We start from the raw sequence: 12,853 nt of genomic DNA, 5'->3' as shown, positions 1-12,853 counted from the left end.
TTGATATTATCTATAAGATTTATAGATTTAATCCGAGGCTAGAACGCTCCAAACTTCCAAACTTCGAGTGACGCGAAAAATATCTGCCCTGATCTGCGAGTTTTTACGGAATTCATTTTCGCCAGACCGATCTCGGCGCCTCTGAGCGATCGGCAAAACCCGGTGGCGCTGCCGGCGAAACCAGCAGGATCTTGAGTTAGGATTTTCACTATGCGGACTGAAATTAGAACAGAACTACTGCGCCCTTGCCATCATTATATAGCATATCTATCAAAATTATAGAGATAAGGGATCTGTCGTGGCTAGGGTATTTTGGAAATCATGTGCGCTGGGGATTGCCGGAGCACTCTTTGCGTCAACACTTGCATCAGTCGCCCTTGCCGCCGAGCGCGGCGGGACGCTTAATCTGATCGTCCAGCCCGAACCGATTTCCCTGAACCCAGGCATCAATAGACTTGGGCCTGCGACCTTCGTCGGCGACAAGATTTACGATTCCCTGCTCGGCTACTCCGCGAAGGATATTCAGCCGATACCACGTCTTGCGTTGGCATGGCATATCTCCGCTGATGGCAAGACCTATACCTTCAAGCTTCGACCCGGTGTCACCTGGCATGACGGTCAACCCTTCACATCAAAGGACGTCGCGTTCAGCCTTGGCGACTTCCTTCCGGTCCAGCATGCGCGCTCGAAAGATCTTCGAGCAGAAATAGACCGGATTGAAACCCCGGACGATCTTACGGTCGTCTTCGTCCTGAAAGCGCCTTACCCGGCGTTTCTCTGGTCCCTCAACGTCGCGATCGTCCCTGCACACAAATATGTGGGCGTCACCGACTATCGCAACGCGCCGGCAAACAGCGAGTTCATCGGCACCGGCCCTTTCAAGTTCGCCGAGTGGAAGAAGGGCAGCATCATTCGTCTGGTGCGAAACGACAAATACTGGGATGCAGGCAAGCCATTTCTCGATGAAATCGACTTCCAGATCGTACCGGATGCGAATTCCCGAGCGATCGCCTTCGAGACCGGACAGGTTGATGTTCTTCGGTCCGGCGACGTGGAAAACTTCGATATCCCGCGGCTGTCGGCGCTCGACGGGGTGAAGACGAGCGAGGAGGGTTGGGAGTTCCTGCAACCTGTCGGTTACGTTCATCTCAACAACCGCAATCCCATCCTTGGAAATCAGAAAGTCCGACAGGCGATCACGCAAGCGATCGACCGGGATTTCATCATAAACACGATCTTCGTCGGATACGGCAAGCCGATCAATGGTCCCTTCTCCCGCCTGTCGGCCTACAAGAACGCAAGCGTCGAGACCGTATATCCTTATGACCCGCAAAGGGCTGCAGCTCTCCTCGACGAGGCCGGATACAAGGCTGACGCCAACGGAACCAGATTCACCCTGAAGCTCGTTCCGTTGCCCTACGGCGAAATTTGGTCGCGGCAGGCGGAGTATCTCCGGGAGGCTCTGGCCGCGGTTGGTATAAAGGTCGAAATTCAGTCTGTCGACGTCGCCGGATGGTTCAAGCGGCTCACCACCTTCGACTACGATCTTGCCCAGAACTTCGTCTACACAACCGCCGATCCGGGCATCGGCATTTCCTACGCATACAAGACCGTCAAGGGTGACAATGCCGGCAGCACGGGTGGCAACGTCAACGGCTACTCCAATCCGGAAATCGATGCCCTCCTTGACCTGGGTGCTCACGAGCCCGATGTCGCCAAGCGCCGGGAGATCTACTCGAAAGTCCAGCAAGTCCTGTCACGGGACGTCCCGATGGTATGGACCCACGACATCGTTTTTCCAACGCTCTACCGCGACAAGGTTGAGGACCTCATCACGACGGCGCTTGGAACCGACGATAACTTTGCCTCCGTCTGGCTGAAGAAATAATGGCGATGGCACAGATCATGTCGTTGAAGGGCCGGACGGGATTGGCAGCGTCCGGTGCGGCGCTCCAACTTATCAAGGCTTTTCTCACGCTGCTTTGCGTCGTCGTGTTCAGCTTTGTCCTGCTGCGCCTAGCACCGGGTGATCCGGCGCTGATACTGGCTGGCGACCAGGGTGGAAGCGATCCTGCATTCGTCGAAGAACTGCGTCGGCATCTCGGGCTGGATGGTCCGGTATATCTGCAGCTGTGGCGGTATCTTCAGCACATTGCGACATTGGACTTTGGTCTTTCCTATCGCGACCAGCGTCCGGTCATCGATGTCGTCCTCGAGAAGGTCCCGGCGACCTTGCTTCTGACGGTAGGCGGTTTCATCTTCTCCGTTGTGCTCGGCGTCACGCTTGGTGCTCTCGCCTCACGCAGGCCCGGATCGGCGATTGATGGCCTGATTACCACGATAACGGTCGCATTCTTTGCCATGCCGATGTTCTGGGTCGGCCTCGTCTTCATCATCGTTTTCGCCGTCAAGCTCGGCTGGCTTCCCTCGTACGGCATCGAGACCGCCTCCATCGCCGTGAAAGGTGGCTGGGCCGCCTTCCGCGACCGCCTATCCCACATGGTCATGCCAGTCCTGACGCTCGGGCTGTTCCACATGTCGGTCCATGCAAGGGTGGCCCGCACCGCGCTCCTTCAGGTTTCCGGCATGGACTTCATCCGCACGGCACGCGCAAAGGGGCTTTCGCCCTGGCGTATCTGGCGGGATCATTTGCTCCGAAACGCGCTGCTCCCCACCATCACGCTTGCCGCCCTGCAGGCCGGTCAGCTCATAGGAGGGTCGATACTCGTCGAAACGGTGTTCGCATGGCCGGGCATTGGAAGGCTTGCCTTCGACGCGTTGGCGAGCCGAGACTATAATGTTCTCCTGGCGGTGTTCATCGTGTCCTCCTGTGGCGTCATCCTCGCAAACCTTGTTGCCGACGTGGCCTACCGGATCATCGATCCGCGTCTCGACAGAGAGGGAACGGCGTGATGTTCCGGCACAGCAATCCCCTGCTGAGGCTTCCCGTGCTCTTCGGCTTTCTGATTCTCGCCGCTTTGATGGTGGTCGTTCTTTTTGCCGATATGCTCTATCCCGGCGATCCTTGGCGGATGGTTGCCCGGCCAAATTTGCCGCCCTTCTCTGCGGGCTTCCCCGCGGGAACCGATATGCTGGGGCGGGATCTTGCCGCGGGACTTGTCCATGGCAGCCGCGCAACGCTCGCGGTGGCGATCAGCGTCGTCGCATTCGCGGTCACGTTCGGGGCCGCCTTGGGGCTGCTGGCCGGATATTTCGGCAAGCTTGTCGATGAGACGATCATTCGTCTTACCGAGTTTTTTCAGACGATCCCCGGATTCCTGCTGACGATCATGATCGTCGCAATCCTTTCTCCGACGCGTTGGACGGTCGTTTTCGCCATCGCCCTGATTTCATGGCCACCGATCGTCCGCATCGTTCGTGCCGAGGTCTTATCCATCCGCCGGCTTGACTGGGTCCGGGCAGCAAGGGTCAGTGGACTTTCACATCTGCGGATCGCCCTCTATCACGTTTTACCAAACGTGCTACCACAGGTGGTGGTCCAAGCAACCTTGCTGATTGCAGGTGCGGTGATGATTGAATCCGGCATCAGTTTCCTTGGGCTTGGCAACCGCGAGTCGGTCTCCTGGGGTTTCCTGCTTGGGTCCGGTCGGACCTCATTCAGGGTGAACTGGTGGTTATCCACTCTGCCGGGCCTTGCGATCTTCCTGACCGTGCTCGCTTTCAACCTTGTCGGAGACGGGCTCGAACGATGGCTTGATCCGAAACGCAGCGGAAGGGGGCGACCATGATGCCGGGCTCACCTTCATTGGTGTCCATCAAAAACCTGGATATCGCCCTTCCAAAGGGCGCAGACCGGCCGTTGGCCGTCTCCAATGCAACGCTTGCGATCGAACGTGGCGAGGTGGTTTGCATCGTCGGCGAAAGTGGCTCTGGAAAGTCAGTGCTTGCTTCGGCGATCGCTGGTCTTCTCCCGAGCGATGCGTTGAGAGTCGTGAATGGTTCGCTGACCTTCGATGGCGAGAATGTGCTTGCATTGAACGAACTTCAGCTACGACGGCTGCGAGGCGCCCGAATTGGATATGTGTTCCAGGAGCCCATGACGGCGCTCAATCCGCTGCTCACGGTAGGAAGACAGGTGCGGGAAACGTTGCAGGCCCATGGATATGCGGGATCGGCAGAAGAGATTTCGTCGCTGTTTGCATCCATGCATCTACCGAACCACGAGAGGATCGGCCAGAGATATCCGCATGAGCTGTCTGGCGGACAACGGCAAAGAGTGGCCATTGCGATGGCGATCGCCTGCAAGCCCGAGCTTCTGATCGCCGACGAGCCGACAACGGCTCTGGACGTCACAACACAGTCCGAGATCCTGAAGTTATTCCTTGAGCTGCGGGCCGAGCGCGATCTCGGTCTACTCTTCATCACCCATGATTTTGGCGTGGTCCGCGATATCGCAGACCGCATCATCGTCATGCAGAACGGTGAGATCGTAGAGGCCGGAACTGCGGCGGAGCTGCTTGCGGCGCCGAAACACCCGTATACGCGCAGACTGCTCGCGGCGGTGCCAGACCTTTCGCCGGCGCCGCATCGACGTCCGGTCGAAGCGCCTATCATCCTGGAACTCAGCGGTATCCGCAAACGGCATGAGACGCCGCGCCGATTTTTAAGGAGTGCGCGCGAGGCGGTTCCCGCGCTCGATGGTGTCGACCTCGTGCTGAGACAAGGGGAAACCCTCGCGCTCGTCGGGGAAAGCGGCTCCGGCAAGTCGACGCTCGGACAGATCATAACCGGCCTCCTCGAGCGGGACGAAGGGCGGCTCGAGCTCATCAGCGAGGAAATCTCTCGCGCCGGTGATCTGTTCACCCGCGAGCGGCGACCTTTGGTCCAGATGGTGTTTCAGGACCCGCAGTCGTCTCTCAATCCGCGTCACAGCATTCGCCGCATCCTTACCGAGGCAGTGATCAATTGCGGCCTCAACAGGCATGCTGCCGAGGCCCGGATGGTGGAACTGCTTCGCCGGGTCGGCATCGATCCCAATGCAGCCGAACGCAAGCCGCATGCTTTCTCGGGCGGACAGCGCCAACGCATCGCCATGGCACGAGCCCTCATGTCTCAGCCGAGGCTGCTGGTGGCCGACGAGCCCGTGTCGGCACTGGATGTCTCGATTCAGGCTCAGGTCCTGGAGCTTTTGTCCGAGTTGCAGCGCGATCTCGGCCTCTCCGTGCTTTTCATCACGCATGACCTGCGCGTCGCTGCCTCGATTTCCGATACCATAGCCGTAATGCAAGGCGGCAAAATCGTTGAAGTCGCACCGGCGGCGCAAATCATCCGCAACCCAAAATCCATGTACGCTCGCAAATTGATCGCGTCCGTCCCTGGGATACACGCGACCGAACCGCCACCAGAATCCTTCGCACAACGAGATTTCGCATGACCAGCAACGACTTGGCGACTTCGCCGATCACTTTTCAATCGCACACCTGCGCCCATGCGGAGGTACAGCCGTGAGCGGCCGCATCAAACTTCACTGGTACCTTCCCACCAACGGCGACAGTCGCGGCTTAACGGGTTCTGGAAATGATAGCCACGTTATCGGCTTCGCCGGAGGCTTCAGGCCACCTACCCTTTCCTATCTCGGCGAGGTTGCCCGCGCGGCAGAAGCTCAGCCATTCCACGCGGTGCTGACGCCGACCGGAACATGGTGCGAAGATGCGTGGATCGCGACCGCGGCGCTCTCCCGGGAGACGACGCGACTGAAGTTCCTCGTCGCCTTTCGTCCTGGCCTGATTTCACCGACGCTCGTCGCACATCAGGCTGCGACGTTTCAGCGGGTGACTGATGGTCGACTGCTCCTGAACGTGGTCACCGGTGGCGATCGCTTCGAACAAGCCCGCTTTGGCGACCATCTCGACCACGATGCGCGGTACGAACGGACGGCGGAATTCATCCGGGTTCTTCGAGGAGTCACCGACGAAAGCCGGCACGAGCCATTCTCCTTCAAGGGCAAGCATTATGACATCCGGGACGCACGCATCAACGCGGCTCCATTCGGGTTGCCTGAAATCTTCTTCGGCGGAGCCAGCAGCGCGGCAACCGAGGTCGCGACATCCCACGCCGACGTCTACCTCGTCTGGGGGCGGCAGCCGGCCCTGGAGGCCGACAACATCGCAAAACTGAAAGCTCGGGCTGCCGCCAAAAACCGTGACTTGAGGTTCGGCATCCGCTTGCACGTGATCTCGCGGGACACGGAGAGCGAGGCCTGGGCAGTTGCCGACAAGCTTTTGTCCTGGATTTCTCCCGCGCAGGTCGCGAAAGCGCGGGATCTTGCTTCCAAGTCGGAATCGGTCGGGCAGAGCCACATGTCCGCACTGAATGCCGATCGCGGTGTCTTGCCGAAATCTGCACGCGAACTCCAGATCCACCCAGGCGTATGGTCCGGCTTCGGTCTCGTTCGCGGCGGCGGCGGCACCGCTCTGGTCGGGAGCCACGAGCAGGTCGCGGACCTTATCGAAACCTATCACGAAGTGGGCTTCGATCACTTTATCCTCTCGGGGCAGCCCCATCTCGAGGAAGCATGGCATTTCGGCGAAGGGGCCGCCGGTCTTCTGCAATCGCGCGGTCGCCTTGCGCCACTATAGCTGCGGATGGGGCAAGCCGGGTTCCGTTGCGGCTCGCATTGCGGGGCTCATGGGATCGGAGGATGCCTGCCCATCATTGTCCACGTTTCTCGGAATTTATTTTTTTGAAGGTCCAAAATGACTGACCAACTCCCCAACTTCGAGGTTCGATCGCTTGCCCATAGCGAAGGGCGCCGGGACGCCTTCGCCAAGTTCCGACAGTCCATGCTTGGTATCGGCGATATCGGCCGTGCGAGCGCCGGAGCGGAAGCAAGCTATCTTGAGAGCGGTTTCCCGATTGGAGGATTTATCGATGGCGAACTGCAAGGAGTCGTGAACGGATACCAATCCTCTATCACTCTGCCGGGCGGCAATTGGGTCAGTCACCTGGCCGTAACCCATGTCGGCGTATCGCCCACACATGCGAGGCGCGGGATCGCGAGGAGGCTTCTGACCGAGCAGCTTCGCCAGGCGCGCGCGAATGGATTTGTAACTGCGGGCCTTCGTGCGTCGGATGCGAGGATATACGGCCGATATGGGTATGGAATCGCATCCTGGTCCGCCCGCCAGGAGGTCGATCTCGCCAACGGAGGGCGGCTGAAGCCCGGGCACCGGGACGATGTGAGGCAAGTCGATGCTCTGGAGAGCTTCGACCTCTTCAAGAGGATCGCAAATTCCTGCCCGACACCGCGTGCTGCCACTCTTCTTCGCTGGGACGCCTGGTGGGAAATCCAGAAATTTCGCACCACCCAGGGATCGACACCACATCATGCCGTCGTCATCGGATCCGCAGGCGCGGAGCGCGGCTATCTGAGGTTCCATGTTCAACCGTCAGAAAACTGGTTTACTTCAACGCAACGAACTGTGGTTGTCGATGATCTGGTTGCGCATGACGACGACGCCTGGAGGGGTCTGATGGGGCATCTCCTATCACAGGATATCCTGCACAAAGTCATTCTGCCCTCATGCCCGATCGACGACCCGCTGCAGCTTCTCGTCGACAATCCGCGGGCAGTCCAGATCTCGGACCTTCGCGATGAGAGCTGGATCAGACCATTGGACCTGGAAAAATTCCTCAATGGCCGAAGCTTCGGACGTAATGCCCGTGCTGTCTTCCGGATTACCGATCCGATCCTGCCTGAAAACACCGGGGTATGGTCCCTGTCGGGCAATGGCGCGGTTCGCAGCCATGAAACGCCGGCGCTGGACCTGTCACTACAAACGCTCACGGCACTTGTCTTCGGCACGCAATCAGCAACTTCACTGGCCGCGGCAGGACGGATCGAGGCCGATCGCCAGGCCATTGACATGCTTGATGAGGCTTTCACCGCGCCTGGCTGGAAACCTCATGCGGGGATTTCGTTCTAGACCTAATTCTCCAGCATCCATTGGAAGACCCCAATATCAGGCATTCTTGAAGGCACAGATCGGGTGCAGCACCGAAATCTGATTGCTGCCACCAAGGAGTGGATGCCCTCCAAGCTTCAAGGAATGCCGATCCTTGACTCCGGACATGCCTTGCCAAAAGCGGGATTGCTTTCGACAGATAGCGACACCTACCTGGGACACCCCGGGGCTGGATCGAAGACCAGATAGATCTCGCCGAGCTGGCAGCCCGGCGGGCGCTCGCCGTTGCCGGATATGTTGCAACGGATATCGGCCTGCCTCAGCTTTCTGACGGCGAGCGACATCGTCTCCTTGGAAATTGCCTGCCGTGCACTGCCCTGCGAGACGAAACAGCGGGCGGCGTCGCTCCGAGAGGCCGATCGTGTCACTTCCGGTAGCTGACAAGGTGGGAACCATTTCCCCCAAAAGTCGGCAGGGCTTGTCCTTCGCCCCACTCGCGATCGATCGCGGGAAGCCGGCGGCGAAAGAGAAACCTAGAAATGGCGATCTACACCTTGATCATCTATGCACATAGCTCTAATGAACGTCGGCAGTGATCTTTGGAGTTTAGAATGCAAGTTCTGGTACGTGATAACAATGTTGAGCAAGCGCTCCGTTTTCTAAAGAAGAAACTGCAACGCGAAGGCGTCTTTCGGGAAGCCCGTCTTCGGGAGCGTTTTGAAAAGCCGTCCGAAAAGCGCGCTCGCGAAAAGGCCGAGGGCATCAGACGTGTCCGTAAACTCGCTCGTAAGAAGCTTGAGCGGGAAAGCGGCATTTCGGCTCCCAAAAAGGCGAGAACGTCAGGTCGCTAGTTACGTCTGGCGGTAGACTGTCGTCTGCCGCCGACATGACCTTCCAGCGTGCAGGATATCCCTTTAGCAGCTCGAGCTCCCGGGTTTCATCGCCCATTCTGGGAGCTTTCTGTTCATTGTCCTTTGATTTCTCCTAGGAATACCGCCGCGAGAGCGACGGTAAGCGGGGCGCTGCGACCCAAAGGGAGCATCTCGATATGCGACCGCGGGCAGACAGCCGCCTGCCACGTCCTGATGGAATCAAGAGTTTGACCGCTAGCGATGCTCCTGGCTTCCAACGATAGAGTCGCCGTCCTCACGGCCTCGTCGAACGGGGTCGCTCGCCACGACAGCGAACGACTCTGCCGGGTCCCTTAAGACGCCCCCAAGTGCGGGTGAGGTTTAAGGGCTAGAGGCTTCGAAGGCGTCCGCAGAGGCGACGCCCTCTCGAAGCTAGGCGTGTTTCCCGAGCCGATCGTTCATTTCAGCGCCACTTAACGCGCCGTTGCCCCGACTGGCTCCCATGAGTCGGCACTCCCCTTTCCCGCGACGACAACTTTGCCAGCGGCAGACCTCGCTCTACCGACATTCGTGAAGCAGGTGAGATAAAGCGGGGCCTACAGCATCCCCACCGCCTTGGTTTGAGTGGAAGAGCTGGCCGTCAGGGCACCAATCGCCATCAGACCGATAGATCCTAACGCAGGACCGCCTCGGCACGAGCAAGCGCAGTCGAAAACCCGTTGAGCGAAATGCCGAACGAAACCGGATTGTCATTGTCGGCGACGATCGCATGGACATGCAATATCTTGCCGGATTTGAGCAGAGCGAGCCGCAAGGCGTCGATCTCGATCTCGACAACACAACCGAGCGGCAGCGCCGTACGGAACGGCACGGCAGGTGCCGGATTGTGCTCATCGACCTGCAGGACGACGCCCTTCTGGAACAGCAGACCGAATGGAAGAATGAGCGTACCCTTGATTCGACCCGCCTCGGGCCGCAGCTCGATCAAGAGAAGCCTTTGGCGGGTGTCGTTGTGGATCTGCTCCTGGGCGATGACGCAGGTTTTTTGAGGCCTGGCTTCGCCCGGCTGAACGGAGCCGATGAGCAGCCAGTCGCCGTGGATCTCACGCACGGCATCCGCACCGCCGGGCAGACGGACTGTTGGGTTTGCGGCAACTGGATTGGAAACAAGCTGGTCGTTCATGGTAGAAATCTGTCCTTCTTGGTGGAATGCAAGCAATCTTGGTGATGACGTGCGCGCGCAAGTGCACTGGCAAAACCATTAAGCGAAATGGAGAAATTGACTTCCTCGCCGGTCTCGGCTGTCGCCATCACATGCAAGCGACGACTGGACATCAACAGCACGGTCAGAGCCTCGTCAAAAACCAGATCGATGAGGGCGCCGTTGGGCGACTCTGTCTGGAATTGCCTGATAAGAGCGGGTTCACTCTCCTCGAATTGGAGCACAACGCCGGGCTCGTGCATCAAACCCGACGGGAGCAGGAGCGAACCTGTCACACGCCCCTTCCTCGGGCGCAGTTCGATCACCAGCAGGCGTTTACGTGTTTCCTCGTCAAGTTGCACCTGCGAGATTGTGCAGAGCGCTTCGTGGCGCAGGTCCGTCGTATCGAGCGGGGCAAAGACGGTCCACTCACCATGTACCTCCCGCAAGGAGGGTGAGCGAGGAGCTAGTCGCGTGGTATCGGCGGCCATCTAAGTTCTCTCATTTGGTCAGCTCGCCAACGCGGGCAAGTGCTGCGGAAAAGCCTTTTAGCGAGACCTTGAGTGCGACCGGCTGCGGCGGTGCGAGTGCCGTCGCGCTCAGATTAAGGTTGGTTCCGGTCTTGAGTTTTGCCACCTGCCCGGCATCGAAGCTGATCGATGCAAGGCAACCCTGCGGAATGCAGGTCGAGAATGCGGCTGGGCTGCCTGCGGGAGCATCGTCGATCCGTACAGCCACACCTTGAGCAAGCGCCAGCCCAAACGGCATCAGCAGCGCAGCCTGCAATTTGCCATCGGCAGTATTGGCGACTTCGATCGTCAAAACGTTCTGGCCAGTATCCTTGTTGCTCTGGACCTGCCGCATCGCACACTGCGTCGTATTGTTCTGGGCCTGGCAGGCGACAATCCAGTCCTGATAGGTTTCGACGAGCGAACCGGCACCGCCAGGTAAAGGCGCCGCCGAGGCTGAGGCAGCGCCAAGCACAAGGCCGACAAGAGTAGCCGGTCCGGCAACGGCTCGCGCCTGTCGTTGAAGGCTGTCGATAATTGTCATGCTGTAGATTCCTTTCTCAAATGCGGATTGGATGGATTTGCTGAGCACACCCACCGCTGATTCTCTAAACATGGCTGCCACGGACTTGACGTTGCAAAAGAACAAAACAAAGAAACACCGTCGTCCTATGGCTATGACCTGGCCGGCTGAACGACGCAGCTCACCCATCCCCAAAGCAGGCGACGCTCCCGGCAAAACGCGGATCCGACGTTCGAGCTTATGCCCGCAGGCACGTCTCATTGAGGCAGTCGTGCCACACAAGCAGCTCCATTATCGAAGCAAAGGACCATGCCGTCGAAGCGCGGATCGGCGAGATAGGTCTGCGGACCTTTTCCGGTCCCATCGCTTTCGAAGGTCGGTGTCCTGCCCTGCTCCCCAACCGGCGGTAACGGCAGCATGTCGGGAGCGAAGGAGCGCGGCGTGTTGACGCTTGCCAGCTCCATGGTCGGGCTCGTGGTGATTACCGTCAGAACGCCACCGACGAAGCTGAGACGGTAGTTGTCCGAGGCGGCAAGTGAACCCTGGCCGATGGCATAGCGACCGGGTCCGGAATATTGATCCGCAGAGGTTGCCAAAGCTCCCGAAAGTCGGTCGCCATTGACGAGGCCGGCATCGCCGACCGTGTAGGTGAAGGTCGGATTGGCAACACCACTGAACCGGCTGGCATTGTTCGCAGTCACCGCGATACCACGCGGCGTCACCGTGAGACTGTTGCCGCTGTAGCTGATCGCATAGTTGCCATTCCCGAGCGTGCCGAGACCGATCGTGTACGTACCGATGCCGGAGCTTGTCGTCGCGGAGCTCGCGAGACTTCCCGTCAACGTGTCGCCATTGATAAGGCCAGAGACGGCGTAGCTGAAGACCGGGTTCGCATCACCATAGATGCGGCTCGCATGATTGGCGGCAACGGTAAGCGCGCGTGGGGTAATCCGAAGATTGCCACCGACGAACGTCAGGTCATAGTTGCCGGACGCGGCAAGTGACCCCTGCAAGATGGCATTCGTGCCGACACCGGAGGCAGCCGTCGCCAAGGTCGTCAGACCACCGGTAAGGCGGTCATTGTTGACAAGCCCGGCGCCGCCGACAGTATAGCTCAGCGTCGGATTGGCATCGCCATAGATGCGGCTTTGATTGTTAGCGGCAACCGTGATCGCCCGCTTACTGACCGTCAGATCTGCACCGGTGAAGCTCAGGTCGTAATTGCCGGTGGCAGCTAGCGTCCCCTGCGAAATGGCATAAGTGCCGATGTCGGCGGTAGCATTCGCCGCCGTGGCCAGACCGCCGGTGAGGCTGTCATTGTTAACGAGCCCGGCGCCGCCGACAGTATAGCTCAGCGTCGGATTGGCATCGCCATAGATGCGGCTTTGATTGTTAGCGGCAACCGTGATCGCCCGCTTGCTGACCGTCAGATCTGCACCGGTGAAGCTCAGATCGTAATTGCCGGTGGCGGCCAGCGTCCCCTGCGAGATGGCATATGTGCCGGCATTCGAGGTGTCGGTAGCCGATGTCGCCAACAGACCCGACAGCGTATCATTGTTGACGAGCCCTGCCCCGCCGACCGTGAAGCTCAGCGCTGGATTGGCGTCGCCATAGATCCGGCTCTGATTATTGGCGGCAACCGTGATCGCGCGCTTGTTGATTGTCAGGTCTGCCCCGTCATAGGTGATCGCATAATTTGCGTTCGCCAGCGATCCCTGCGAGATAGCATAGGTGCCGACATTCGAATATTGCCCTGCCGTGATCACTAGCGATCCGGAAAGCATATCGCCATTGACGAGACCCAAGCCGCCCACCGTATAGCTCAGCGCCGGATTGGCATCGCC

11 protein-coding genes are annotated in these 12,853 nt (G+C 59.1%); 7 read left to right on the top strand and 4 right to left on the bottom strand.

Going from position 1 to position 12,853, the window contains the following annotated elements; genetic code table 11:
- The first annotated feature begins 298 nt into the window (after positions 1-298).
- The 7 genes from ACIQJ2_RS34835 to rpsU all read left to right on the top strand — a co-directional run bounded on the left by ACIQJ2_RS34835 (position 299) and on the right by rpsU (position 8,776).
- On the top strand, positions 299-1,888 hold the full coding sequence (locus ACIQJ2_RS34835) for an ABC transporter substrate-binding protein (RefSeq protein ID WP_400675917.1): 1,590 nt from the start codon (positions 299-301) through the stop codon (positions 1,886-1,888).
- A gap of 5 nt (positions 1,889-1,893) precedes the next feature.
- Positions 1,894-2,913: an ABC transporter permease gene (locus ACIQJ2_RS34830; protein ID WP_400675919.1), complete on the top strand. Its 1,020-nt coding sequence runs from the start codon at positions 1,894-1,896 to the stop codon at positions 2,911-2,913.
- Positions 2,913-3,749, top strand: a complete 837-nt coding sequence (locus ACIQJ2_RS34825; RefSeq protein WP_400675921.1) for an ABC transporter permease — start codon at positions 2,913-2,915, stop codon at positions 3,747-3,749. Before ACIQJ2_RS34830 ends, ACIQJ2_RS34825 begins: the two co-directional genes overlap by 1 nt.
- Positions 3,746-5,395 carry a dipeptide ABC transporter ATP-binding protein gene (locus tag ACIQJ2_RS34820; protein WP_400675923.1) on the top strand — a complete coding sequence of 550 codons (1,650 nt, stop codon included), beginning with the start codon at positions 3,746-3,748 and terminating at the stop codon, positions 5,393-5,395. The genes ACIQJ2_RS34825 and ACIQJ2_RS34820 overlap by 4 nt, the downstream gene beginning before the upstream one ends.
- 70 nt (positions 5,396-5,465) lie before the next feature.
- Positions 5,466-6,599: an LLM class flavin-dependent oxidoreductase gene (locus tag ACIQJ2_RS34815; protein WP_400675925.1), complete on the top strand. Its 1,134-nt coding sequence runs from the start codon at positions 5,466-5,468 to the stop codon at positions 6,597-6,599.
- A 117-nt stretch (positions 6,600-6,716) separates the two neighbouring features.
- A complete protein-coding gene (gene eis / locus ACIQJ2_RS34810; protein ID WP_400675927.1) occupies positions 6,717-7,946 on the top strand; it encodes an enhanced intracellular survival protein Eis in 1,230 nt (409 codons plus the stop codon).
- 590 nt (positions 7,947-8,536) lie between these two features.
- Positions 8,537-8,776, top strand: coding sequence for a 30S ribosomal protein S21 (gene rpsU, locus ACIQJ2_RS34805; protein ID WP_077467344.1), 240 nt, complete (start codon positions 8,537-8,539; stop codon positions 8,774-8,776).
- 673 nt (positions 8,777-9,449) lie between these two features.
- Here the strand turns inward: rpsU and ACIQJ2_RS34800 are convergent.
- From ACIQJ2_RS34800 to ACIQJ2_RS34785, 4 genes are all read right to left on the bottom strand, one after another.
- A complete protein-coding gene (locus ACIQJ2_RS34800) occupies positions 9,450-9,959 on the bottom strand; it encodes an invasion associated locus B family protein (protein ID WP_199148552.1) in 510 nt (169 codons plus the stop codon).
- Positions 9,956-10,468, bottom strand: a complete 513-nt coding sequence (locus tag ACIQJ2_RS34795; RefSeq protein ID WP_400675929.1) for an invasion associated locus B family protein — start codon at positions 10,466-10,468, stop codon at positions 9,956-9,958. The genes ACIQJ2_RS34800 and ACIQJ2_RS34795 overlap by 4 nt, the downstream gene beginning before the upstream one ends.
- A 10-nt stretch (positions 10,469-10,478) precedes the next feature.
- The gene (locus ACIQJ2_RS34790; protein WP_400675931.1) at positions 10,479-11,030 is read right to left on the bottom strand and encodes an invasion associated locus B family protein; all 552 of its coding nucleotides are present in this window, start codon (positions 11,028-11,030) and stop codon (positions 10,479-10,481) included.
- Positions 11,031-11,266: 236 nt separating this feature from the next.
- Positions 11,267-12,853: MBG domain-containing protein (locus tag ACIQJ2_RS34785; RefSeq protein WP_400746718.1), on the bottom strand; the 1,587-nt coding region annotated here is incomplete at its 5' end.

It is taken from the genome of Rhizobium sp. NPDC092011, from assembly GCF_044756305.1.
Taxonomy (GTDB): domain Bacteria; phylum Pseudomonadota; class Alphaproteobacteria; order Rhizobiales; family Rhizobiaceae; genus Rhizobium.
Note: the sequence above shows the minus strand (reverse complement) of the source record. Positions and strands in the feature narration are given on the sequence as shown.

Excerpts from the sequence above, each read along its gene's own strand:
- ACIQJ2_RS34830 (WP_400675919.1), top strand. The coding sequence starts at position 1,894 with ATGGCACAGATCATGTCGTTGAAGGGCCGGACGGGATTGGCAGCGTCC.
- ACIQJ2_RS34825 (WP_400675921.1), top strand. The coding sequence starts at position 2,913 with ATGTTCCGGCACAGCAATCCCCTGCTGAGGCTTCCCGTGCTCTTCGGC.
- ACIQJ2_RS34820 (WP_400675923.1), top strand. The coding sequence starts at position 3,746 with ATGATGCCGGGCTCACCTTCATTGGTGTCCATCAAAAACCTGGATATC.
- eis (WP_400675927.1), top strand. The coding sequence starts at position 6,717 with ATGACTGACCAACTCCCCAACTTCGAGGTTCGATCGCTTGCCCATAGC.
- rpsU (WP_077467344.1), top strand. The coding sequence starts at position 8,537 with ATGCAAGTTCTGGTACGTGATAACAATGTTGAGCAAGCGCTCCGTTTT.
- ACIQJ2_RS34800 (WP_199148552.1), bottom strand. The coding sequence starts at position 9,959 with ATGAACGACCAGCTTGTTTCCAATCCAGTTGCCGCAAACCCAACAGTC.
- ACIQJ2_RS34795 (WP_400675929.1), bottom strand. The coding sequence starts at position 10,468 with ATGGCCGCCGATACCACGCGACTAGCTCCTCGCTCACCCTCCTTGCGG.
- ACIQJ2_RS34790 (WP_400675931.1), bottom strand. The coding sequence starts at position 11,030 with ATGACAATTATCGACAGCCTTCAACGACAGGCGCGAGCCGTTGCCGGA.